17 protein-coding genes and 5 pseudogenes are annotated in these 23,901 nt (G+C 44.7%); 9 read left to right on the forward strand and 13 right to left on the reverse strand.

The annotated features are described in order from the left end of the window. Positions 1–152 precede the first annotated feature (152 nt). The 4 genes from kduD (at position 153) to VTH8203_RS16465 (ending at position 3,171) form a co-directional block, all read left to right on the forward strand. Positions 153–914, forward strand: a complete 762-nt coding sequence (gene kduD / locus VTH8203_RS16450; RefSeq protein WP_096994644.1) for a 2-dehydro-3-deoxy-D-gluconate 5-dehydrogenase KduD — start codon at positions 153–155, stop codon at positions 912–914. Positions 915–928: 14 nt separating this feature from the next. After that, positions 929–1,447: a YgjV family protein gene (locus tag VTH8203_RS16455; RefSeq protein ID WP_370739245.1), complete on the forward strand. Its 519-nt coding sequence runs from the start codon at positions 929–931 to the stop codon at positions 1,445–1,447. Positions 1,448–1,528: 81 nt separating this feature from the next. Further along, positions 1,529–2,164 carry an RpiB/LacA/LacB family sugar-phosphate isomerase gene (locus VTH8203_RS16460; protein WP_096994645.1) on the forward strand — a complete coding sequence of 212 codons (636 nt, stop codon included), beginning with the start codon at positions 1,529–1,531 and terminating at the stop codon, positions 2,162–2,164. A 149-nt stretch (positions 2,165–2,313) separates the two neighbouring features. Next, a complete protein-coding gene (locus VTH8203_RS16465) occupies positions 2,314–3,171 on the forward strand; it encodes an alpha/beta hydrolase (protein ID WP_096994646.1) in 858 nt (285 codons plus the stop codon). 364 nt (positions 3,172–3,535) lie between these two features. Here VTH8203_RS16465 and VTH8203_RS16475 read toward each other — a convergent pair whose 3' ends face one another. The 11 genes from VTH8203_RS16475 to VTH8203_RS16525 form a co-directional block, all read right to left on the reverse strand. After that, positions 3,536–5,290, reverse strand: a complete 1,755-nt coding sequence (locus VTH8203_RS16475; protein ID WP_096994647.1) for a sodium:solute symporter family transporter — start codon at positions 5,288–5,290, stop codon at positions 3,536–3,538. Between the two features lie 333 nt (positions 5,291–5,623). Continuing rightward, positions 5,624–6,247: a bifunctional 4-hydroxy-2-oxoglutarate aldolase/2-dehydro-3-deoxy-phosphogluconate aldolase gene (locus VTH8203_RS16480; RefSeq protein WP_096994648.1), complete on the reverse strand. Its 624-nt coding sequence runs from the start codon at positions 6,245–6,247 to the stop codon at positions 5,624–5,626. 14 nt (positions 6,248–6,261) lie between these two features. Next, positions 6,262–7,191, reverse strand: coding sequence for a 2-dehydro-3-deoxygluconokinase (gene kdgK, locus VTH8203_RS16485; RefSeq protein WP_096994649.1), 930 nt, complete (start codon positions 7,189–7,191; stop codon positions 6,262–6,264). An 815-nt stretch (positions 7,192–8,006) separates the two neighbouring features. Further along, positions 8,007–9,194 carry a choline ABC transporter ATP-binding protein gene (gene choV, locus VTH8203_RS16490; RefSeq protein WP_096994650.1) on the reverse strand — a complete coding sequence of 396 codons (1,188 nt, stop codon included), beginning with the start codon at positions 9,192–9,194 and terminating at the stop codon, positions 8,007–8,009. A 2-nt stretch (positions 9,195–9,196) separates the two neighbouring features. Next, complete coding sequence (gene choW, locus VTH8203_RS16495) at positions 9,197–10,039, reverse strand: choline ABC transporter permease subunit (RefSeq protein ID WP_096994651.1); 843 nt, start codon at positions 10,037–10,039, stop codon at positions 9,197–9,199. A gap of 50 nt (positions 10,040–10,089) precedes the next feature. Next, the gene (locus VTH8203_RS16500; protein ID WP_096994652.1) at positions 10,090–11,028 is read right to left on the reverse strand and encodes a choline ABC transporter substrate-binding protein; all 939 of its coding nucleotides are present in this window, start codon (positions 11,026–11,028) and stop codon (positions 10,090–10,092) included. Positions 11,029–11,065: 37 nt separating this feature from the next. Further along, positions 11,066–12,754, reverse strand: a complete 1,689-nt coding sequence (betA, locus tag VTH8203_RS16505) for a choline dehydrogenase (protein ID WP_096994653.1) — start codon at positions 12,752–12,754, stop codon at positions 11,066–11,068. Between the two features lie 23 nt (positions 12,755–12,777). Beyond that, positions 12,778–14,238 (reverse strand): betaine-aldehyde dehydrogenase, encoded by a 1,461-nt coding sequence (gene betB, locus VTH8203_RS16510; RefSeq protein ID WP_096994654.1) that lies wholly within the window; start codon positions 14,236–14,238, stop codon positions 12,778–12,780. Between the two features lie 19 nt (positions 14,239–14,257). Further along, complete coding sequence (gene betI / locus VTH8203_RS16515) at positions 14,258–14,854, reverse strand: transcriptional regulator BetI (RefSeq protein WP_096994655.1); 597 nt, start codon at positions 14,852–14,854, stop codon at positions 14,258–14,260. Positions 14,855–15,288: 434 nt separating this feature from the next. Beyond that, positions 15,289–15,609, reverse strand: coding sequence for a cupin domain-containing protein (locus tag VTH8203_RS16520; protein WP_096994656.1), 321 nt, complete (start codon positions 15,607–15,609; stop codon positions 15,289–15,291). 22 nt (positions 15,610–15,631) lie between these two features. Next, entirely contained in the window at positions 15,632–16,348 is a 717-nt protein-coding gene (locus tag VTH8203_RS16525; RefSeq protein WP_096994657.1) for a FadR/GntR family transcriptional regulator, read from the reverse strand. Between the two features lie 290 nt (positions 16,349–16,638). On the opposite strand from VTH8203_RS16525, the gene VTH8203_RS16530 reads away from it, so the two are divergent. From VTH8203_RS16530 to VTH8203_RS16540, 3 genes and pseudogenes are all read left to right on the forward strand, one after another. Further along, a complete protein-coding gene (locus tag VTH8203_RS16530; protein WP_096994658.1) occupies positions 16,639–17,358 on the forward strand; it encodes a FadR/GntR family transcriptional regulator in 720 nt (239 codons plus the stop codon). A gap of 129 nt (positions 17,359–17,487) precedes the next feature. Further along, positions 17,488–18,667 (forward strand): annotated as a pseudogene (locus VTH8203_RS16535) (CBS domain-containing protein); the annotation flags it as partial. A gap of 48 nt (positions 18,668–18,715) precedes the next feature. After that, a pseudogene (locus tag VTH8203_RS16540) lies at positions 18,716–19,306 on the forward strand (3'-5' exonuclease); the annotation flags it as partial. On the opposite strand, the gene VTH8203_RS16545 reads toward VTH8203_RS16540, so the two are convergent. Continuing rightward, a complete protein-coding gene (locus VTH8203_RS16545) occupies positions 19,271–19,957 on the reverse strand; it encodes an oligogalacturonate-specific porin KdgM family protein (protein ID WP_096994659.1) in 687 nt (228 codons plus the stop codon). The pseudogene VTH8203_RS16540 and the gene VTH8203_RS16545 sit on opposite strands and share 36 nt — an antisense overlap. A gap of 386 nt (positions 19,958–20,343) precedes the next feature. On the opposite strand from VTH8203_RS16545, the pseudogene VTH8203_RS16550 reads away from it, so the two are divergent. Next, positions 20,344–21,843 (forward strand): annotated as a pseudogene (locus VTH8203_RS16550) (sodium:solute symporter family transporter); the annotation flags it as partial. A gap of 105 nt (positions 21,844–21,948) precedes the next feature. Next, positions 21,949–23,573 (forward strand): annotated as a pseudogene (locus VTH8203_RS16555) (polysaccharide lyase 6 family protein). Between the two features lie 146 nt (positions 23,574–23,719). Here the strand turns inward: VTH8203_RS16555 and VTH8203_RS16560 are convergent. After that, a pseudogene (locus VTH8203_RS16560) lies at positions 23,720–23,901 on the reverse strand (ISAs1 family transposase); the annotation flags it as partial.

Raw genomic sequence — 23,901 nt, forward strand, 5'->3', positions numbered from 1 at the left:
CGGAATCACAAAATGTCATCACAGAAAAATAAAAAATGAAACATCATTTCAAAAATAACTTTGGTGCGATTCATTTTCTGTGTATGTTTAATTTAACAGCAGTGAGAACTTTCTAGAGTTCGCCCTCGAATACATCTATGAAGGAATAAAAAATGATTCTTGATTCATTCAAATTAGACGGCAAAGTTGCCGTAGTAACTGGTTGTGATACAGGTTTGGGCCAAGGGATGGCATTAGGTCTTGCTAAAGCGGGCTGTGATATTGTTGGTGTGAATATTGTCGAGCCGACAGAAACCATTGAACTTATTGAGGCCACGGGTCAAAAGTTTATTGATATACGTGCTAACTTGATGAAGCTTGATGAAATTCCGAACATCGTTGACCGAGCGGTGACTGAGTTAGGTCGTATCGATATTCTGGTGAATAACGCAGGGATTATTCGTCGTAACGACGCGATTGATTTCTCTGAGCAAGATTGGGATGACGTGATGAACATCAACATCAAGTCGGTATTCTTCATGTCCCAAGCCGTCGCTAAGCAGTTCATTGCTCAAGGCGAGGGCGGTAAGATCATCAACGTTGCCTCTATGCTTTCATTCCAAGGTGGTATTCGAGTGCCATCATATACTGCATCAAAAAGTGGCGTGATGGGTGTAACGCGCTTAATGGCGAGTGAGTGGGCCAAAGAAGGTATCAACGTTAACGCGATTGCACCCGGCTATATGGCAACCAACAACACAGCAGCGCTGCGCGCCGATGAAAAACGTAATGCAGAAATCCTAGAGCGTATTCCTGCTAACCGCTGGGGCACGCCAGAAGATATTGAAGGTCCGTGCATATTCTTAGCGTCACAAGCATCCGACTATATCAATGGCTATACCATTGCTGTCGATGGTGGTTGGTTAGCACGCTAGTCGGAGATTATTAGGTGATAGACACATACATTGCTGGGCAAATTCTTGGGTTTGTCAGTTATGGTTTAGGTATCGCTACCTTTTACCAAAAGAATGACAAACGGCTCAAAATTTTGATGCTAGCACTAAACGTTAATCACCTTATCCACTTTTTATTGTTAGGCTCGTTAATTTCGGCGTTAGCTTCTGCGTTATCTGCGGTGAGAACAACAGCGGCTATTTACACTCGATCCAAAGTGGTCGCGCTGATTTTCATTGCGTTAAGTCTCATCCTAGGTGCTTTGGTTGCAAAAGATGCTTCCCAGCTTTGGCCGATTTTAGGAACGGCAATCGGCACTTATTCGCTGTTTATGCTTCAGGGCATCGCTATGCGAATCGGCTTTTTGGTAGGTGCAGTGTGCTGGTTAACCAACAATATTATGGTGGGCTCAATGGGCGGAGCTTTGCTTGAGGCGACGCTGTTAATAACGAATTTATCGACCATTTTTAGATTAACTCGAGATGGTCGTCATCGTGCAGCTCACAATGCCTGAATTGCTGAATGACCAGATGTTGGTCGATGATCCATTTAATACCTTTTATGAAATTTACGGCTAAGGCCGTTGGGAAAAAACATGAAAATTGCACTGATGATGGAGAACAGCCAAGCGCCAAAAAATGCAATGGTTGCGGCTGAATTGAACACAGTAGCGGGCGGGTTAGGTCACGACGTATTTAACGTAGGTATGACGGATGAGAACGACCATCACCTGACCTATATTCACCTTGGTATTATGGCGAGCATTTTGTTGAACTCTAAAGCGGTGGATTTTGTTGTCACCGGTTGCGGCACAGGTCAAGGCGCTATGATGGCAAGTAACTTACACCCTGGAGTCATTTGTGGTTATTGTTTAGAGCCATCAGATGCATTCTTGTTTAACCAAATCAACAACGGTAATGCTATTTCTCTTGCGTTTGCCAAAGGTTTCGGTTGGGCTGGAGAGCTTAATGTACGCTATATTTTTGAGAAAGCGTTGACCGGAAATCGTGGTGAAGGCTACCCGATTGAACGCGCAGAACCGCAGCAGAAAAACGCGGCTATTTTGTCAGAAGTAAAAGCTGCGGTTTGTAAAGATGTCGTGGCTGCACTTCAGGCAATTGATCAGGACCTCGTGAAAACAGCGGTTGGCAGTGCTCAGTTCCAAGAATGCTTCTTTTCGAATTGCCAAGTGCCTGAACTGGCAGAATATGTCCGTTCACTTATCGATTAATATATCGATCTAGTGTGTTTCACAGCCGACATTTTTGTCGGCTTTTTTGTAGTGAGAAGCGGCTCATTGTTTACACACGAAATGCTTGTCGGCATGGAGTCGGCGTTTTACTGTGGCAACTAACTTACAGAATTATAAAGAGTAATTAGATGCGAGCGATTCATTCATTGTCGGAGCTGTCTTTAGCTGCGATCCTTCATCCCCTTGAGCAAGATGGCATAGTGACAGAGCGCGCTTTAATGGAAGTGAACGATGCGCAACCACCGCTGCGTGATCCTCATCGGCTGATATCCAATATCTCCCATCCAGAGCTGCTTGAATTTCAGCCACAACAAGATAATGGTCACGCTATCCTAATTATTCCTGGTGGCGGCTATCAGTTTGTCTCCATTGATAATGAGGGTATAGAGGTCGCAAAGGGCTTAAGCTCCATGGGGTATCATGCGTTTTGTTTAAATTATCGGTTACCTAATAACAATGACGGCTCTGATTTGGAAGAGCTCACACCGATTGTTGATGCTCGGGCAGCATTGAGTGTAGTTCGCCAGTTGGCACCTAAGGCCAAGGTGGGCGTCATGGGCTTTTCTGCGGGAGGGCATTTAGCGGGATGGTTGAGTACCGATAAACGCTCAAGCCGACCAGATTTCACCTGCTTAATGTACCCAGTGGTATCGATGACTTCTGATTTCACTCATCTGGGAACTTATGAGAATGTTGTGAATGCATTACACGATGCTCAGCAAGTAAGCTTGCTGTCTATTGATAAGCGCATTTCCTCCGATGTAGCCCCGATGTTTATCATGCACGCTAAAGATGATGAGGTCGTGGTCGCCGAACATAGTATTAAACTTCACCATGCGTTATTGGCGGCATCTGTTCCTAGTGAACTTACATTATTTGAGCGAGGTGGTCATGGATTTGGTGCCTATGTCCGCGAAGGAAGTGATGCCAAAGGTTGGCTACAACGGTTTGATGATTGGGTGCATAACCTAGATATGGACCAATAATTGACAGCGAGTATAAGGATTCAAACGCTCACAGTTTAGGTTCAGATAACATTGTTATAATCATCTTCTGGTTAAAAATGTAAAGTTGCCTCAAAGGTTATGGTGTCTTGTTCCATGGATTATGTCTGCGCAAAGTTCAGACCGCTGACTGCCAGTCGCGTTGGGTCTATTTTTACCTTTGCTTGGTGGGATTGTTGTCACCAAAACTGAACTTGAGTTTTGGGTAATGTATCAGCGAACTACACCGAAGCCGACTTTGTGTGAGATCTGTATGAAGGAGATGAACCCCCCCCCCCAATAATTGGTGTCCAACTATTGGGGGGCACTTTAAGATTCCGTGCGACTTTTTGCTCCGGTGTTACGATTAGCTCGCCATTTGTGCTTTTTTCGTTGAACCAGCTTTAGATGCGTTAACCAATAGGATTCCCACAGTCAGTACCATTGAACCGCATAGTAGGAACAATAGGCGTCCTGTTGGTTCATTTGGAATTAGAGCCATAGCAAGGATACCGAAACCAGCCACACTGATAAGTTTACCTAGCATTGAACGCTGTTTAGTATCTAGATTTTGCTGCTCTTCACCTTCTGCAACAATCGGGGTATTCCAGTTGGTAAATAACTGTTCTACTTCTTTCTCGCGCTCAGGCGATAGTCCTCGGTAGAATTTAGTCGTTAGGATGAAGAAGCCACCAGTGAACACAACGTGTGCTGCTAAGCTAAGTCCAACTTTAAGATCTCCCCACTCACGACCTGTTAGCGCTTGCTCTAAACCAAACAGGTGCTCGATGTCTTCTGCTTGTAGTGAGATGCCGAAGATGTAAGAAACGAAGCCACCGACGATAAGTGTTGCCCAACCCGCCCAATCTGGCGTTCTGCGAATCCACATACCAAGTAGCACAGGGATAAGCATTGGGAAGCCGATAAGCGCTCCAACATTTAATACGATGTCGAATAGGCTCAGGTGACGTAACGAGTTAATGAATAAACCAATACCGATGATGATAAAGCCCATCATGATAGTGGTAAGTTTACTTACGATAACCAGCTCTTTTTGAGACGCGTGAGGGCGAACAATAGGGCTGCAGAAGTTCATCACGAAGATACCAGCGTTACGGTTTAGACCAGAGTCCATTGAAGACATAGTCGCCGCGAACATCGCTGACATAAGTAGACCCACCATACCTGCTGGCATTACGTTCTGCACAAATGCTAGGTATGCCGCATCACCGCCTACAGAACCATATTGCTCAGCAAAGTCAGGCATGAATGCTGCTACGTACCATGGTGGTAGGAACCAAATTAGTGGCCCAACGACCATTAGGATACAGACCAAACCAGCCGCTTTACGCGCGTTCTCACTGTCTTTAGCAAGTAGGTAACGGTAAGCGTTGATGCTGTTGTTCATAACACCGAACTGTTTAACGAAGATGAACACTACCCAAAGGATAAAGATGCTCACGTAGTTAAGGTTGTTACCCATCATGAAATCACCGTGGAAGTTGTCTACGATATTTCCTAGACCACCACCGTGGAAGTACGCTGCAACTGCACAGGTGATTGTCACAGCCATGATGACCAACATCTGCATGAAGTCAGACGCTACGACCGCCCATGAACCGCCTGTTACTGCCATTAGCATCAGTACTAGACCAGTAACAACGATTGTTGCTTCCATTGGGATGTTGAATACTGCAGCAACGAAGATAGCCAGACCGTTCAACCAAATACCGGCTGAGATCAAGCTGTCTGGCATACCAGCCCAAGTGAAGAACTGCTCTGAAGTTTTACCGAAGCGTTGACGAATCGCTTCAATTGCCGTTACTACTCGTAACTGACGGAGTTTTGGTGCGAAGTAGAGGTAGTTCATGAAGTAGCCAAATGCATTGGCTAAGAATAGGATTACAACAACGAAACCGTCGTTGAACGCCCGTCCTGCGGCACCTGTAAACGTCCATGCTGAAAACTGTGTCATGAAAGCGGTAGCACCTACCATCCACCATAACATCTTACCGCCACCTCTAAAGTAATCACTGGTCGACGTGGTGAATTTACGGAACATCCAACCGATAGCGATCAGGAAAAAGAAGTAGGCGAGTACTACAAGAGTATCAATAGTCATGTTTCAGCCTTATATCATTCATACTGACGATTATAGTAAATAATCATCTTGTAGTTTTGTATTACAATAGTCTTAAGTGTGATGGGAGACGCATCTTTATTTTGTGTGGAAAACGATACATAAATCCTCACAAATTAACCTTAATACAAATCAGTCACTTATGCTGCTTTCTTGTTTAGATTTGTTTTGTCTGTTGTATTGGTATCTAGGGAAGAGTAGTTGCTTAGGTTAAAAAAGTAAGGAGAAGAGAGGGTAAAGTCGGACTTATTGTGGTACAAAAAAGCGAGCCAGAAGCCCGCTTGATCCCGAATAAAATGGCAAGGTTAGGGTCGATTAATTTACGTGTGCAACCGCATCTTTAACCAGTTGACCAAGTTCTTCCCAACGGCCCTCGTCGATTAGGTTGGTAGGAACCATCCAGGTACCACCGCATGCGAGTACCGACTTGATAGATAGGTAGTCATCAACATTGTTAAGGCTGACGCCGCCGGTAGGCATGAATTTGACTGGGTAAACAGCAGTCAGGGCTTTTAACATGTTTACGCCTCCTGAAGGTTCAGCTGGGAAGAACTTAAGGGTACGTAGACCCATCTCCATCGCTTGTTCAACAAGACTTGGGTTGTTTACGCCCGGTACTATTGGTACGTTTTTATCCAAACAATATTGGACTGTACGTGGGTTAAATCCAGGACTTACGATAAAATCAACACCCGCTTCAATGGCTTGATCAACCTGCGCGTTAGTCAGCACAGTACCTGCGCCAATAAGCATTTCAGGGAATTCTTTACGCATTACAGCGATAGCTTCAGCTGCACAATCAGTACGAAAAGTAATTTCAGCACATGGCATACCGTTATCAACCAACGCTTTACCGAGTGGAATCGCATCTTCAACTTTGTTGATGGCAATAACTGGAATTACTTTCAAGTTTGCTAGCTGTTCGTTTAATGTTGTCATTTCTATTTGTCCTACTAATCAAGATTTGGTGTAGCGTTCTTGGGAATAATGGCGCCGCGATGTTGAATAACCGTCCCTGCAACTTTGTGACCCATTGCCGCTGCCGCTAGCGCGCTGCCGCCCGTTAGGCGTTTTGCTAGATAACCCGCGCTAAACGAGTCGCCAGCTGCTGTCGTGTCGATAATATTGTCAACGGGCTTGGGGGCGACGTAATTAGCTTGATCGTTCACAACAACCAAGCAGTCTTTTGCGCCTCGTTTAATGGCAATTTCTGCAACGCCAGCTTCGCTGGTGCGCTCAATGCATTGTTCAACAGAGGTATCACCAAACAAAGCCTGTTCATCTTCAAATGTTAACAATGCAGCATCGGTATAGCTAAGCATCGCTTTGTAAGTATTGATTGCGGTGAGCTGATCTGCCCATAGTTTTGGTCGGAAGTTGTTATCGAAGAAGACTTGACCGCCTTTCTCTTTAAAGGCTTTGAGGAAGCCGAACAACTTATCGCGTCCTGAGTCCGTGAGGATCGCTAAGGTGATGCCACTTAAGTAAACCGCATCGTAACCTAATAAGGTGTCGATGAGTTGTTCTGATTCTTGTTGGTCGAAAACAAATTTGGCTGCGGCATCACCTCGCCAATAAAAAAAGGTACGCTCGCCTGTTTCATCGGTTTCGATATGGTATAGGCCGGGCATTTTGTCATTGAGACGCAAAATCAAACTTGTATCGATACCTTCTTGATTCCATGCGTCTATCATCTCCGTTGAGAACGGATCGTTGCCTAACGCCGTAATGTAACTCACTTTAATATCATGAGCGTGAGCAAGTCGAGACAGATATAAAGCGGTATTGAGGGTATCACCACCAAAAGCCTGCTTTAAAAGATCATCCTTGCGCTGTAGTTCTACCATGCATTCGCCGATGATGGCGATTCTATATTGGTTCATTGTGTGCGATCTCACTGTGGTGTGATTGGCTTAAAAGGTCGTCCTGTGAATGAGAAAATGGTGTACTCACTGCTTCTTCGAACAAGTAATGCCTACATTTTATATTCGTGGGCGTCGTCAAAAGTTAGTTTGATTCTTTCCAAATACAAACTAATGATATTTTATCAAACCGACGTTTCAATAATTTAAATCTAACAGTTTATATCTATGGTTAGTAGTGTTGATAATGTGCTTGCTTAGTTAAATGTGATTAATGTCCACTTTTTTACACAATTCTCAAAGCCATAAATGCTATTGTATTATTAATGCATAATCAAAATAGCGTAATCTAAATGGGTTTCTGTGGGTAAAGCGATGGGCATTGTTGAAGGTGTGTGTTTTATTTATCAATATGAGTCAGATCAGTAAATATCTATCATCTTGAGGGGCTGAAACGGTTACTTCACTATTGAGATCCTTTTCTCAAGCAGTTTTGGTATTATGGAAATATTTCAGCAACAACACGAAGCGATTGCATTCATTGGCTTAGCGGTAGCTTTTGTTTGTGGATTTTCGGCTGTGTTTTGGCAAGCGCATCAATAGAACAAACTTGTGTTTTATGTCCTCCAATTGACCAGCGTTGGCAATGACGTTTGCGGCGTTTCTTGGTGGGTCTGTTCTGCTGTAAACAGCAGATGAATAATACATCGTAGTTACGATTTAAAAGCCCTAGTCGCAATGACTAGGGCTTTTCGCTGTTGATTGCACCAGCTATTGAAACAGCGATATTTTGCTGACTCAATGTCAGCGAGATTTAGTGACGAGCGCCAAGTTTGTTAGGCCGCTTGGTGAGCATTAAAGTTACCTAACAATGCATCATAAAATTCACTGTCATCGAGAATGCCAACGACTCTACCAGACTCAACCAACAAAATCGGTAACCTACTACGCTGCTTAAGTTCTATTGCTTCTCTCATACCGATGTCTGGACTGGCGACCACGACGGTACTTTGATCAATATGGGCCAGATCACCTCGATTTGCATCCCAATGCACGAGCTTTAGTTCCTCGTCTTTAACTATGCTGAGTTTGCCATTCGCTTGATTGACCCAAACCGATTGATCGGAACAGATCTGCAAACGATCATGTTCTTGCTTTAGCTCACTTGCTGGTTGCATTAATGAGCGGCCTTTAAGTACGTTAAGCGGGTTAGTGTGGGCAACAAAGTCACGGACGTAGTCGTTTTCTGGTGTGAGGATAATTTCTTCTGGCTTCGCATGTTGAATCAGTTTGCCAGATTCCATGATGGCAATATTGTTGCCTATTTTTAGAGCCTCATCCAAATCGTGACTGACGAATAGAATCGTCTTATTAAGTTTTTCTTGGAGAAGAATCAGCTCATCTTGCAGCTGGGTTCGAATCAATGGATCTAGCGCAGAAAAGGGTTCGTCCATCAATAAGATGTCAGTATCCATGGCAAATGCACGAGCGAGTCCAACACGCTGCTGCATACCACCTGATAGCTCATGCGGGTACTTATCTTCCCACTCAGAGAGACCAACAAGCTCTAGCTGCTCGCGTGCTTTGTTTCGCCTTGTCGACTTCGATATGCCTTGCAGTTCAAGTCCAAAAGCTACATTGTCCAACACGGTTAGCCAAGGCATCAAAGCAAATTTCTGAAAGACCATAGAAACACGGTGAGTACGAAGGTGACGCAACGTTTCGTCATCACAAGAGGCTAAATCAACATATTCGTCACCATTTTTCAGCGCTAATGAGCCTCGGGAGATGGTGTTTAACCCATTGACTGCACGCAGTAAACTGGACTTACCTGAGCCTGAAAGTCCCATCAGGACGCAAATCTCACCTTCTTTTACGCTCATCGACACATTATCGACCCCGACGACTTGCGAGGTTTGGTCGATGATTTCTTGACGAGTCTTGCCTTGGTCAAGTTGCTCAAGCGCTAATTGCGGCTTATCACCGAAGACAACGTCTAGGTTTTTAATCGTAATGGCATCCATGACTAGGCTTCCTTTTGATTCGGTGATTTACAGAGTCGGTCTAGGATAATAGCAACTAGGACAATCGCTAATCCAGCTTCAAATCCTTGAGAAATATTGACCGTATTTAAGGCTCGAACGACGGGTTTACCCAGCCCATCCGCACCGACGAGAGCGGCGATGACCACCATGGATAAAGACAGCATGATGCATTGGGTTACGCCAGCCATGATGCTGGGCATGGCCGCTGGCAGTTCTACTTTAAACAATAGCTTCATTCGTGTGGCACCAAATGCCTTGCCTGCTTCCACCAACTCTTCCGGTACTTTGGTGATGCCAAGGTAAGTCAGTCTAATTGGCGCGGCGATGGCGAAAATAATGGTGGAGATCAATCCGGGAACAATACCGAGTCCAAACAGAACCAAAGTTGGAATCAGATAGACGAAAGTGGGGACGGTTTGCATTAAATCGAGAATGGGGCGCAGCAACGTATACAGCCAAGGGCGGTGTGCAGCCATGATGCCAAGAGGTACGCCAATTAATACAGAAATCGTTGTCGCGGCAAACACCAAAACAAAGGTTTCTAGCATTTCTTGCCAGTAGCCAAGGTTCAAAATCGTCAGCAAAGCACCAATGACAAATAGTACCAAAGGGATACTACGGTGCAGATACCAAGCAATGGCAGCGGTCATCATGATCGGCATTGCAGGCGGCATCCATTTAAACACATCAACGACAAACAAAATGATGGTTTCAAGGAAAATAGAAATTGTGTCGAACAAACCGGCGGCATTGAATGTCAGCCAATCGACACCCGCTTCCATCCATTGACCCAGAGGGATTTTGTTGTCAGTAATAAAATTCACAATACAACCTTAGTGTTTTTGAGTGGGCAGTGATGCCCACTCGTTTTGAATTACGCTTTTGAGTCGATGTAGTTTTGTACCGCTGCATTTGCGTCTTCACCCGACAGAGTTTTCACGCCAGATAGCCAAGCTTCTACTTGCTCTGGATTTGCTTTCATCCATTGCAGTGCCGCTTTTGACGGTTGCACATTCTGATTTAAGATGGCTTCCATCAATTGGTTTTCCATCTCAAGGTTGAACTCTAGGTTTTGCAGCAGTTGACCCACGTTTTGGCATTCAGAGAGATAGTTGGCACGTACGTTGGTGTAAACGTTGGCACCGCCGTAGTTAGGACCGAAGTAATCGTCACCGCCAGAGAGATACTCCATTTCGATATTGCTGTTCATTGGGTGTGGTGCCCAACCTAAATAGACGATCCATTGGTCGCGGCGTGCAGCGCGAGAAACCTGAGATACCATGCCCGCTTCACTAGATTCGACTAAGTTAAAGTCCTTAAGACCGAAAGCGTTGCTGTCGATCATGGATTGAATAAGGCGGTTACCATCGTTGCCTGGTTCAATGCCGTAAATGCGGTCGCGGAATTTGTCGGCATGTTTGGCTAAATCTGCAAAGCTTTTTACGCCAGCGTCATAGACATACTTAGGCACGGCTAGGGTGTACTTAGCGCCTTCTAGATTGGCACGAACGGTTTCTACGGTTTTGGCGTCACGATATTTAGCGATATCTCCCTCCATCGTAGGCATCCAGTTGCCAAGGAAGATATCGATATCACCGTTCGCCATTGAAGAGTAAGTGACAGGCACTGACAGAAGATCGGTTTTAGTTTTGTAACCCATGCCTTTTAATAGCTCGGTTGTGACCGCCGTGGTTGCAGTGATGTCTGTCCAGCCAACATCGGCGAAACGTACCGTTTCACATTGGTTGGCATAGGCGTTCATGGCCATACTACTTAGAGCGAGTGCTGAGAGTGTTTTTGTCATCGTTGACATGCTATTTCCTTTTTATTTTTGGTTGACTTTGGTGGACTTAGTCCAGCTCTCTCAATGGAGAGCCAATTCGTTGTGTTTGTTCCCAGTTCGGGGCGAGCCAAACGGGTTGCTTGTCTTGCTGAAGAGGCTTACCCAAGATGATGTCGGCAGCGCGCTCGGCAACCATGATGGTTGGGCCGTTGAGATTGCCGTTTGGGATCGTTGGGAAAATGGAAGAATCGACCACGCGTAGGGCTTTGATACCGCGAACGCGGCACTGCTCGTCGAGTACGGCTAGTGGGTCATCATCGGCCCCCATTTTGCAACTGCAAGAAGGGTGATATGCGCTTTCTACGTTCTGCTTTACCCACTCATCGATAGCGTCGTCGCTTTGAATATGGAGCCCAGGTTGAATCTCATCACCGCGGTAGGCATCCATTGCGGGTTGATTTAGAATCTCACGAGTCAGGCGAATGCAGTCTCGCCAATCTTGGCGGTCTTGCTCGGTCGAAATGTAATTGAACTCAATTAATGGCTTGTCATGCGGATTTGCCGAGCGGATCTCTACGGTGCCACGGCTCTCGGGTTTATTAGGTCCCACATGCACTTGGAAACCATGCCCATCAAACGCCGCTTGTCCGTCATAACGCATGGCAGCTGGAAGAAAATGGTATTGAATGTTGGGCCACTTCAGTCCTTTACGAGAACGAATAAACGCGCAAGATTCAAAGTGATTGGTCGCACCTAAGCCTTTGCGAGTAACAATCCATTCTGCGCCAATAAGCCCTTTGCTCACCAAACCGAGTTTGCTGTTTAGCGTGATTGGCTGAGAGCAGTGGTATTGGAAATAGACTTCAAGGTGGTCTTGAAGATTAGCACCTACACCAGCAAGGTCGTGTTCTACCGTCACGCCTGCGCGCTCCAACACCTTTTTAGGACCGATACCGGAAAGCTGTAATAGCTGCACTGAGCCTATAGAACCAGCACTAGAAATGACCTCTTTGTTTACTTTGGCGTCGACGACAGTACCTGACTTTTCATACTGGACGCCGACAGCTTGCTTAGCTTCCAATAGGACTTGATGAACTACGACACCTTTAATCAGCGTGAGGTTAGAGCGCTTGAGAGCGCGTTTTAGATAGGCATTGGATGTAGAAGCTCGGACCCCACCATCAACAGTCATGTGCATCGGACCAAAGCCTTCTTGCTGATAACCGTTATAGTCTTGAGTTTCAGGGTAACCGGCTTCTTTGCCTGCCTCGATAAAGGCTTGATAGAGTGGGTTACGAGTCATGTTATTACCATTGCAAGTGCCAACTGGGCCGTCCCCACCACGATACTCATCGCTGCCACCATCCCAAGACTCTGCGCGGCGGAAATAGGGTAAACAAGACTGGTAGTTCCAACCTTTTGCACCTTGCTGTTCCCATTGGTCGAAATCACAAGCATGCCCACGAACATACACCATTCCGTTAATGGATGAGCTACCGCCAAGTACTTTACCGCGAGGACAATGTAGCTTGCGCCCATCTAGACCCGCCTCTTCAGTGGTTTCAAATTGCCAAGCGTATTTTTCGGTGTTCATTGGGTAAGAAAGGGCCGTTGGCATCTGAATAAAAATACTTTTATCGCTGCCACCTGCTTCCAATAGTAATACAGAGTGCTCACCGCTTTCCGTTAGTCGGTCTGCCAAAACACAGCCAGCCGATCCCGCGCCGACGATAATATAATCGTAGCGTTGTTCCATAATCTGTCTCCGTAAACTCATCGTTAGGCGTAAGGGCTGGCGTACTCACCAAGCTCGATTAACACGCTCTTAGTTTGGGTGTAATGCCTCAAGGTCTCAGGTCCATTTTCACGACCAATACCAGAATGCTTATATCCGCCTACGGGCATTTCTGCTGGAGAATCACCCCAGGTGTTCACCCAGCAAATGCCCGCTTGCATTTGATGAATAACGCGATGCGCTCGTGATAAATCTTGAGTGAAAAGCCCAGCGGCCAATCCATAATCAGTGTCGTTAGCGCGTGCTATAACGTCTTGTTCGTCATTGAATGTAAGTACTGACATGACAGGTCCGAAGATCTCCTGCTGTACATGCGGCATGTTGTCGTCACAATCGACGAAGACAGTTGGCACGACGAAGTTACCTTTATCTAACCCATTTTCAGTCACCTGATAACCGCCAGTCAGTAGGGTTGCGCCACTTTTCTTAGCACTTTCAATGGCGTCTAAAACTTTAGATAAGTGTGTTTTTGAAATGAGGGCACCAACTTGAGTTTTGCTGTCCATCGGGTCACCAACGATCAGTTTTTCAGTGCGGGATTTCAGCTGCTCAATAAAGGCTGAGTAGAGAGATTCATGTACAAAGACGCGGGTGCCGTTAGTGCAGACCTCGCCTTGGGTATAGAAATTCGCGACCATAGCGGCAGACACTGCGTCATCCAGTTTAGCGTCTTCAAAGATGATCATTGGAGACTTACCGCCAAGCTCCATGGTGACGTGTTTAAGGGTTTGAGCACTATCAGCCATGACTTTCTTCCCTGTACCTGATTCACCGGTAAAGGAAACTTTGGCGATATCAGGATGTGCCGTCAGCATCTGACCAACCCGATGATCACCTTGAATCACATTGAACACACCATCTGGTACGCCCGCTTCACTATAGATTTCCGCAAGCTTCAGTGCGCTTAGAGGCGTTTCTTCCGAAGGCTTGAAAATCATGGCATTACCCGCCGCAAGTGCCGGTGCAGACTTCCACATAGCAATTTGAATCGGGTAGTTCCAGGCGCCAATTCCCGCGCAGATGCCTAAAGGTTCACGTCTGGTGTAGAAAAACTGATTCTCGCTAAGTGGTTGTTGCTCACCTTGCAGTGCTGGAGCGAGACCAGCGTAATATTCGATGACGTCGGCGCCCGTGGCAATATCCACTTCGAGGGCTTCTTGTAGCGGTTTTCCGGTGTCAGCTACTTCAAGAGCTGCGAGCTCATCATTGCGCTCACGCAGTAATGCCAAGGCTTTGAGCAAGATTCGGCTGCGCTCGATGGGCGTCATTGCTGACCAAACGGCAAACCCTTTTTTAGCGGACTCGATAGCAAACTCGAGATCCTTTGGGCTAGCTTGGACAATCTCGGCTAATGGCTCACCATTGGCTGGATTATAGGTAGTAAAATATTCATCGGACGAGCCATGTTGAGCTTGTCCATCGATATAGAGTGTTTTCATATCCATTTGAAAGTCTAACTTTTGATTATTTTAATGAGTAAAAAGTGAGCTGCTTATCGAGATAGTCGTTGATAATAAAACGCGCTTTGTCGGCATCGATACCTTCAGGTGTCAAGGTTCCTCTGAGCCAAATACCGTCAATAAGTGCAGCTATGCCATTCGCAATAACGGTAGCTTGCTCTGGCGTAAACAGTGTGTTGAGTTCGATCTTTAGGTGCGATAACAGACGTTTTTCGTTAACACGCTGTAGGCGTTTGAGCTGAGGGTCATGCATCGAATAAGACCAAAATGCTAACCAAGTTTTCGCCACTTTGTTTTCGGCCTGAAACCCAACAAAGTTGGCATCAACAATGGCATTGATACGTTTGACATGTTCTGTCTTGGGAATTTGACGCAGGTGGGAGGTCACAGTTTGAGAAAGCTGTCTTAGGATCTCTCGCATGGTCTCTTCAAGAAGGCCGTGCTTACCACCAAAATAGTGGTTGATGATACCTGTAGAGACGCCGGCCTCCTTAGCAATTAACGAGATACTTGCGGCGTGCAAGCCCACACGATCTATAACAGACATGGCTGCTTGAACCAGTTGTGGTTTCCTGACTAATGGCATGCCAACCTTCGGCATTTGAGCTCCCTTTTATTTTTAATTGAACGTTCAGTTAAATATAAAATGCCTGAAAAAAGGTTTGAGTTCAAATTAAATATCTCTTTTTTGCTTAACCAGTAAGTAAACATTTTTTAACACAACTAAAGAGTGGGTCTATCATTCGATACCAAAGAGACAGGTCAATAAAAGTGCCAAACCAAGTTGTATAGTTGCTTATTGATAGTTAAGTCTTTGATTTGGAGTGATTGTTTTGGTTTGTAATTTATCTGGGAGTGAAAGGTTTGGAATTTGGCTTCGGCGGAAAAAACCTATTGAGTAGTCTGACTTGGTTAAATAAATATTTAGAGTACGAACAATTAAAGAGTAATGACGCAAGAGAGCTGCGAAGAACGGCAACTTGGAGAGGAGAAGTGGGCAGTTAAGAGAGGCTCTACTGCCCATTGCGTTAGTGTTTAAATGAAGTCTTTACGCATTGGGGTAAAGTTATCAATTAGGATACCGGCTTTTAAGCACTTACAGCCGTGCATAATATTTGGCACTTTATAAACAGTATCTCCCGCTTTGACGATTTTTGTCTCTTCACCTACTGTGAATTCAAATTCACCAGAGACAACATAGGTAATTTGCTCGTGAGGGTGGTTGTGCATTGGTGCAACCGTTCCATCTTCGAAGTGCACTTCGACGGTCATCATGTTTTCACAATGCGCCAACAATTTGCGGCGTAGGCCGCCACCTTGATCTTCTAATGCTACATCTTTGTTGTATACGAACATTGCTGTTTCCTCTAAATCAGGTTTAAACCGCCTCTAATAGGGCAAGTCTTTGGTTGTGATCATCTAATAATTGGCGTGATGCGACTTTTGCAGAGTCTGCATCGCCAGTCATAATTGCGTCGTAAATATCCCCATGCTCTTCAATACAGAATCGCCCGCCCACGGCAGCTTCATCGATAAAAGTCTTAAAAAGCGATTCAAGAATATTGGCAAAAGGGACGTAAAACGGATTAGCTGTCGCTAAGAATATCGTTTTGTGAAAGGCATGATCGTTATGTGTCCACGCTGTGTAGTCGTGATTAAACGCAGCCTGTTTCATTTTTTGAAAACAGACAGACAGTGCCTTGCGATGCTCGATAGAGGCATTTCTCGCTGCCATAGAGCAAGCTTCTGGTTCAATCGCTTTTCGAAGTCCCAAAAATTGGGTGAGGAAGCGTTGGACATTATCAGTGTCTTTTACCCAGTCAAGAAATTGAGGGTCGAGAAAGTGCCAATGGTGACGAGCGGTCACATTGGTGCCGACTTTAGGTTTTGACTCGATTAAGCCTTTGGCAGAAAGTAGTTTAGTGGACTCACGAAGTGCAGTACGGCTGATGCCAAACTTCTCACACAATTCCAGCTCACTTGGCAATTTTTCGCCTTCTTTTAGTTCACCAGTAAGGATTTTACTGGCAATTGCTTTTGCGACTTGAACGTGAATTCTTCTACTAGAGTCTGCCACGGTATGGAACATAGCCATAGTTCTGACCTTGTTGATTGTTAGACACACACATTATTCAAAGTATCGTATGATGATTAAATAATAATACAATACCACTTAAAAGAATCAACGAAAAAACAGTGATAGGTCGAGAAACGAGGGAAAAAGCTCAGATTATGTGATAGCGAACACGTAAAAAGCGGGGAATGGGCACAAAACGTAGAACATTTACACCGAATAAATGCGATCTATCACATCTATTCCAGAAAGTTTAGTGATAGAATAGCTGATAAAATAATACATAAACACTTTAAGTAAGCGATAAAGATATGTCAGGTAAGTTTAATTCTATTACGGGTTCAAAGCGCAGCATCCACGTACAAGTCGCTCGTGAGATTGCCCGGGGTATTCTTTCAGGTGATTTGCCGGAGCGCTCAATTATTCCAGGCGAAATGGCGCTGTGTGAACAATTTGGTATTAGCCGTACGGCACTTCGTGAAGCGGTTAAGCTTTTGACATCAAAAGGCTTACTTGAGTCTCGACCTAAGATTGGTACTCGTGTTGTCGATCGCGCTTATTGGAACTTTCTCGACCCACAGTTAATTGAGTGGATGGACGGACTGAATGATGTAGAGCAGTTCTGTGCTCAGTTCCTTGGACTACGCCGCGCTATTGAACCGGAAGCGTGTGCATTGGCGGCTAGATTTGCGTCTGCAGAACAACGTATTGAATTATCTGCGACTTTTCAGGAAATGGTAGAAGTTTCTAAAGAAGAAAATTTCGAGCAGACTAAATGGTTGGATGTCGATACTCGTTTCCACAGCTTGATTTTTAATGCGACGGGCAACGACTTCTATCTTCCATTCGGCAACATTCTGACCACCATGTTCGTTAACTTTATCCAGTTCTCTTCAGATGGCGGCTCTACGTGTATTGATGAGCACCGAGCTATTTACGAGGCGATCATGGCAGGTGATAGTAACAAGGCTCGAGAAGCGTCGGCAAATCATCTACGTGAAGAAAACCACAGGCTTCCTGTCGCAAGCTAACACCGACAGGTGGCGCTTGTTAACAAATTGAAAAAAAGGCAGCATATAAGCTGCCTTTTTTGTATCTAAAATGCACCATTGTGAAATTTCTATTGATATAATAATACAAAAACCAACTGGAGATCTCACATGCCTCATGCGCTTTTACCCAATATTACACAGTTTCTATGTAGCGTAGATCCATTTGATAAACTTCCCAAAGAGCTGGTTCGTGAGGTCGCATCGGAATAAAAATCATCTATTTAGCTAAGGGGGATGTGATTGATCCATGTAACGGACGCTCTGGGGTTAGGGAAGGCGAGACAAGCTTGACGAAAAGCAAACAGAAATTTCTCTATGTTATTCGCACCGGCTCCATGGAGCAGCGCAAATCAGATGGTGTGCTTCGCGCAAGATTGGGAAGTGAAGATTTGTTTGGTTTCACTTTTCTCGATGATCAGGTCACTAAAGCGGCGGGCTATCAGGCGATCGCCATCGAAAATACGCTGTTGTACTTAATCCCCCATTTACGCTTGAGGTGATATTTAAGCGTAATCCGGAGTATGCCGAGCTCTTTGCATCACAAGCGCAAGTTCGTCTGAAATCGGCATTGGATGTTGTTTGGTCCAATAAAGAAAAAGGGCTGTTTATCAAAAAGGTGTCGGAGGTGGCGAGTGGAGTCATTGCGATTGTTGATGCCTCTATGTCGATTAAAGATGTCGCGCATGAAATGCGAATTGTTAAACGATCTTCTACTGCGGTGGTGTGTGACAACGGCAAACTTGTGGGCTTGATGACCGACCGTGACATGACCAAACGGGTTATTGCAGAAGGTCATGATAATAGTGCTCCGATCAGTGAGGTGATGACGCCTAATCCATTGACAATCAGCCCCAACGATCTGGTTTTGCACGCTGCGTCATTGATGATGCAACATAATGTTCGTGGTTTACCGGTTGTTTCTGACGGAAAAGTAGTAGGACTGTTGACTACCTCTCATCTGGTTCAGAATCATCGCATGCAGGCGATCTTCCTAATCGAAAAAATTAAGTACGCTACTAGTATTCGCACTATGGCAAATTTTACTATTGAACGTCAGGCCATATTTGAAGCTCTAGTGGAAGGCAATGTCGCGCCCGAGACCATAGGCCGTGTTATGTCGATGATCATGGATGCGTACAATCGTCGAATTATTCAGATTGCGATTGATAAACTGGGGGAGCCACCATGTCAGTTTTCGTGGATAGTTGCAGGCTCTCACGCTCGAAATGAAGTTCACATGCTTTCGGATCAAGACAATGCACTGAGAAACTTGCTAAGTGATCCAGCGCCGAGAATGGAGGCATTAGCAACAGAAGTCGAGTACCTCGTGTTGGATTTTGAAACGACGGGGTTAGATGCCAATACCAACAGCATTCTTAGTTTAGGTTGGGTAGAAGTTGTCAACTTTACGGTCAATGTTGCTAGTGCAAAACAGCTGTTTATTGAGTCGCCAAATGAGGTTAAGGCGGAAACCGCGGTCATAAACCATATCATGCCTGAAATGTTGCAAGATGGAATTTCATTAGATTCTGCGATGACACAGTTATTTCAAGCAGCAAAAAACAAAATACTGATTGCACATGGTTCGATGATAGAAGCGGCATTCGTTGATGAATATTTAACTCAGAAGTATGGAGTGTCAGATCTGCCAGTGATGTGGCTGGATACACTAGCTATTGAAAAGTCGATGGCGTTAGCGGTGAATAAAGATGCTGAGTTCGATGTGCGTTTGTCTGAGACTAGGAAGCGATACGGACTACCTGAGTATAATGGGCATGAGGCCTTAATTGATGCCATTGCAACTGCAGAGTTGTTTTTGGCTCAGTCGACTCGACTTTTCGACAAACAGTACCCTTGTATTGGAAAATTGTACCGACTCTTGAATTACGCCTTAGAAACTGTACGTGACACCCAGACGGCTACGTAGCTCGCGGCGATCTGTAACAGAATCGACGTTTACATCACCAAACTCAACGTACGGTGCCCATTGGCCGAAGCTACGACGTGCTGTGGCGTTTAGCTCGTAGTTTGTGTCTTTGCCGTTGTACAAGATATAACCATCTGTTGCTGCTTTATAATAGTTACCTTCAAGCCCAAAGCGCCACTCGTTTAGTGAATAGTTGATGTTCGCCGTTAAACGATGACGGCGTTCATTCTGTGCGTCTTCACCGTTGTTTTGACGAATGTCATAACGATAACGACCACTTAAGCTGAGTCCTTCAACACTATCCAGTGCGTAAGTCACGCGAAGCTGTGGTTTGTAAGTCATATCCGCCGAACGAGCTTCGATAGGCATACCTGGTTGGATCGTCCAGTTGTCGTTGATCTTAAAACGATAACCTAAGTCCAGCTCCCAACCATTATTTTGCAAGTCTTTAAGAAACGCGCCATCTTCTCCTTTGAACTTTAACTCACCGCTATAGTAGAAGTTACCGATGCTGTCTCCCATTTTGATACGCGTCGCATGTTGCTCCGTTGTGTGCTTGTACTCAGTACGTATATCCAAAGAAGCTGCGTTGACCGCTGCTGTCGCGAACACAGAAACTAATGCCACTGTTACTTTGTTTAAAGTGCTCATCTTATTTAACCCTTAAGATTTTTAGTTTGTGGTAATGTATTACAAATATGGTAGAGGTTTTTCTATGGTTTTAATGTGATACGGATCGGGGTTGGCCGTCCTTTGGCAATGCCTTTCATACCAAATTCTGAAGTAATGGGGTTATATTATTGATTTATAATGACTTGTTGGTTTTTTGTAGTTGTGCTTCTATCTATTTTAACAATAAGATATGTGATGTAGGTAAAGTGATTTTTATATTAATTTATACTATAAAAGCATAAAAATGATGTCTTGTGGTTGATCTTTACTCAATTGAAGCCTTCGAATTATCTTATTGAGGGCGGTTTCTACTTCCAACTCGAATCCCATTAAAGTTCGAATGTTGTCGAATAGATTTAGTTTCTAAATTCCGTCAGTTGCGTGTCGTCACTGTCATCGAAGCGATACGTATGCGTTTTGGCAAAGTAAATGAACAGATATTTACGTGGTCAGGGATGCCTAATGGTGTTATCTCGGCAGGTATTTGGCTGAATGGTCTCGCTATCATCGCTTCTGGTATTTTTGGATTCGATATGACCACAACCATTATTCTTACCGGCCTTGTGGTGCTTGTTATGTCTGTGACTGGTGGCTCTTGGGCCGTCATTGCCTCTGACTTCATGCAAATGGTCATTATCATGGCCGTAACAGTAACGTGTGCCATTGTTGCGGTTTATCATGGTGGCGGTGTTTCTAATATCGTTGAGAGCTTCCCAACCGAGTCATTTGTTACCGGTGATAACCTCAACTATTTAAGTATCTTCAGCATCTGGGCTGTATTTATTTTCCTAAAGCAGTTCAGCATTACTAACAACATGTTGAATTCATACCGCTATTTGGCTGCAAAAGACTCAAATAACGCTCGTAAAGCTGCACTTTTAGCATGTGTGTTGATGACGCTAGGACCAATCATTTGGTTTATGCAATCATGGTTTATTGCAGGTCAAGGTGTGGATTTGGCGGCACAATACCCAGAAGCTGGCTCTAAAGCGAGTGACTTTGCGTACCTTTACTTTGTTCAAGAGTATATGCCAGTGGGCATGGTTGGTCTTTTGATTGCAGCGATGTTCGCAGCGACCATGTCTTCCATGGACTCTGGTCTGAACCGTAACTCAGGGATTTTTGTTAAGAACTTCTATGAGCCGATTCTGCGTCCAAATGCCAATGAAAAAGAGCTCGTCGTGGTTTCTAAGCTGACGTCTACTTTCTTCGGCATTGCTATTATTCTCGTTGCGCTGTTTATTAACTCTCTTAAAGGTCTAAGCCTTTTCGACACTATGATGTACTTGGGTGCTTTGATCGGCTTCCCAATGACTATTCCTGCATTCTGTGGTTTCTTCATTCGTAAAACGCCGGATTGGGCGGGTTGGGGAACGCTAGTCGTCGGTGGCTTTGTCTCTTATTTCGTTGGTTTTGTCATTACGGCAGACATGATTCAAAACTGGTTCGGTCTTAATGAGTTGACTGGTCGTGAATGGGCTGATTTAAAAGTCGCTATTGGCTTGATTGGTCACATGATTTTCACCGCAGGTTTCTTTGTACTCTCAACGTTGTTCTATAAGCCTTTACCTGAGCATCGTGAACAAGACGTCGACAAGTTCTTCAACAATCTAGCGACGCCTCTTGTTGCAGAAAGTACTGAACAGAAGAAGCTTGATAATAGACAGCGTCGTATGTTGGGTTCATTGATCGCCGTTGCTGGTGTTGGTGTAATGGCAATGTTCGTCTTGCCAAATCCATTGTGGGGGCGTTTCGTGTTTGTTCTGTGCGGCAGCATCGTCTTTGCAGTCGGCTTACTGCTCGTCAAAGCAGTGGATGACAAAGTGGAAAGTGCGGCTGAAGCCAACGTAGCTACCGAAAACTAGAGCGCTTTATTCATAAATATTGAGCGGCTGATTCCAGCCGCTTTCAACCTTTCTAATGCTTGCAACGTTCAAGCAAGTCCAACAAGAATTCATAAAGAGAATCACATGAAAAAAAATGTCCTCGCTTTATCTTTAACGGCAGTATTCGCCTCAGTTGCGCTGGTTGGTTGCGGTAACACGATGCTGACACTACTCACGCTAATAAAACGATGCTTCAAGCGTTTGTGCCGATGGCGTTTAATGAAGTGACACGCGATTACCTTTTGTCGAGTGACAGATTGGTTGATGTTGATGGTGCGATGCTTGAGTTCAAGTCAGACCAACAGGTTAACGCACTTAAATCTCAACTTGAGAATGCAAAAGATGGTGAGGTGATTACGATTCCAGATGGAAAATATACCAATTTGGGGCATGTAACAATTGCGGCAAATGGTGTGACGATTAAGGCCGAAACTGCAGGAGCGGTTTGGTTTACTGGTCTGGTTCAATTTGAACTAACAGGTAACAACGTGACGCTAGATAGTTTGGTGTTCACTGAAGGCGGTCCAGCGGAACGTTTCGGTGGAGTTCGCATGATGGGTAATGGAAACACACTGCAAAATTCCACATTCTATTACTTTAATCACGATTATGCGTATGAACCTGACGAGCGTCGTTCTGAATATCCTAAGTACCTGTGGGTGTCCCTATGGGGTAAAGATGGAAGAGTCATCAATAACCGATTCGAAGGAAAGCAGAAACGTGGCACTTTGATTGGTGTTCAGAAAGATGAGACGCCAGATAACCACCTTATTGCTCATAATATTTTTGTTGACCAAAAACAAAACCAGTTTAATGAGTTAGATATAAAAGACGCCGTTCGTTACAACGGTAACAGCTGGGAAGCGATTCGAATTGGTGACTCTAAATCTTCGCAATGGGATTCTAGTTCTAAGTTTGTCGATAATTTGCTCGTAGGTATGGATGGAGAACGTGAACTTATCTCGGTCAAGTCGGGTGACAACGAGATTTCAGGTAACACAATATTCGAAAGTGCAGCGTTGATTTCATTGAGACATGGTAAAGGTAATAAGGTAGAGAACAACGTTATTCTTGGAAACAAGAAATTGCTAACAGGCGGTGTGCGCATCTACGATGAAGATCATGTGATTCGCAATAACTACTTTGTTAACACACGTGGGCGTGATGGACTAATTGAAGGCAACGCTGATCTTCGAGGTGGTATTGTCATTAATACAGGGATTATCGACGTAAAAAACGGCGAGCAGCTTGACCAGTCAGTAAAAGGAAAAGAGCTAAACAAGCAATGGACACCTAAGAACATCGACATAGAGAACAACACGTTTGTTGATACCGAGTGGGGCATTGTCTACGGTAATCAATCTCACCGTGTTAGCTTGTTCAATAATGCTGAAGTAGACAATATTTTTGCTGGTGTTGATATTCGATTTAACAACAATGTCGTCGACAATTCACAAAACCCAGAGTTTGTGAGTGTACGAGCTACAGAGCAGTTTCCTCTTGTTGATGCCAGTTACCATAATGAGTTTTACACCCCGACTTTAGTTGGGCAAGAGCAGTTAGAAAATTATTCACTAACACTTCCAAACATGTCGTTGGAAAACGGATTTAATCAATACCAAGGAGCAGGGGCAAACACCTCTGCGTTACAATTGATTACCGCTGATAATGCGGGGCCGACTTACGTATTAGTGAATAGCAACAAGTAGTGTTTACGTTAATTTAATAGGGAAGACAAAGCGGCTGAAAAGCCGCTTTTTGATGCGCAGAGATAGTCATTGATTCGCTAGCTTAACGCCATGCTTTGGTTTCTACCTCGGCTTTTGGCAGGGCGGGATTCCACTTTGAATAAATATTAGCCAAATATTATTTTTGAGCGATATTCACCAGACCAACCTGACTTTCTACGTTTGGCAGCCAAGCTATCTTTGTCACTCTCATCCTGCTTTATCGTGTTCAACGCAGCACGATTAAATGCCGCTAAGTGAGCAGCTCCATCTGGGTCTTTTACTTTTAGTTCATCTTCTCTGAATACGA

Origin of the sequence: Vibrio thalassae (genome assembly GCF_900089835.1) — a bacterium.
Lineage (GTDB): Bacteria > Pseudomonadota > Gammaproteobacteria > Enterobacterales > Vibrionaceae > Vibrio > Vibrio thalassae.

What these genes read in the sequence shown, in the direction of transcription:
- kduD (WP_096994644.1), top strand. Translation starts at nt 153, where the DNA reads ATGATTCTTGATTCATTCAAATTAGACGGCAAAGTTGCCGTAGTAACT.
- VTH8203_RS16460 (WP_096994645.1), top strand. Translation starts at nt 1,529, where the DNA reads ATGAAAATTGCACTGATGATGGAGAACAGCCAAGCGCCAAAAAATGCA.
- VTH8203_RS16465 (WP_096994646.1), top strand. Translation starts at nt 2,314, where the DNA reads ATGCGAGCGATTCATTCATTGTCGGAGCTGTCTTTAGCTGCGATCCTT.
- VTH8203_RS16475 (WP_096994647.1), bottom strand. Translation starts at nt 5,290, where the DNA reads ATGACTATTGATACTCTTGTAGTACTCGCCTACTTCTTTTTCCTGATC.
- VTH8203_RS16480 (WP_096994648.1), bottom strand. Translation starts at nt 6,247, where the DNA reads ATGACAACATTAAACGAACAGCTAGCAAACTTGAAAGTAATTCCAGTT.
- kdgK (WP_096994649.1), bottom strand. Translation starts at nt 7,191, where the DNA reads ATGAACCAATATAGAATCGCCATCATCGGCGAATGCATGGTAGAACTA.
- choV (WP_096994650.1), bottom strand. Translation starts at nt 9,194, where the DNA reads ATGGATGCCATTACGATTAAAAACCTAGACGTTGTCTTCGGTGATAAG.
- VTH8203_RS16500 (WP_096994652.1), bottom strand. Translation starts at nt 11,028, where the DNA reads ATGTCAACGATGACAAAAACACTCTCAGCACTCGCTCTAAGTAGTATG.
- betA (WP_096994653.1), bottom strand. Translation starts at nt 12,754, where the DNA reads ATGGAACAACGCTACGATTATATTATCGTCGGCGCGGGATCGGCTGGC.
- betB (WP_096994654.1), bottom strand. Translation starts at nt 14,238, where the DNA reads ATGGATATGAAAACACTCTATATCGATGGACAAGCTCAACATGGCTCG.
- betI (WP_096994655.1), bottom strand. Translation starts at nt 14,854, where the DNA reads ATGCCGAAGGTTGGCATGCCATTAGTCAGGAAACCACAACTGGTTCAA.
- VTH8203_RS16520 (WP_096994656.1), bottom strand. Translation starts at nt 15,609, where the DNA reads ATGTTCGTATACAACAAAGATGTAGCATTAGAAGATCAAGGTGGCGGC.
- VTH8203_RS16525 (WP_096994657.1), bottom strand. Translation starts at nt 16,348, where the DNA reads ATGGCTATGTTCCATACCGTGGCAGACTCTAGTAGAAGAATTCACGTT.
- VTH8203_RS16530 (WP_096994658.1), top strand. Translation starts at nt 16,639, where the DNA reads ATGTCAGGTAAGTTTAATTCTATTACGGGTTCAAAGCGCAGCATCCAC.
- VTH8203_RS16545 (WP_096994659.1), bottom strand. Translation starts at nt 19,957, where the DNA reads ATGAGCACTTTAAACAAAGTAACAGTGGCATTAGTTTCTGTGTTCGCG.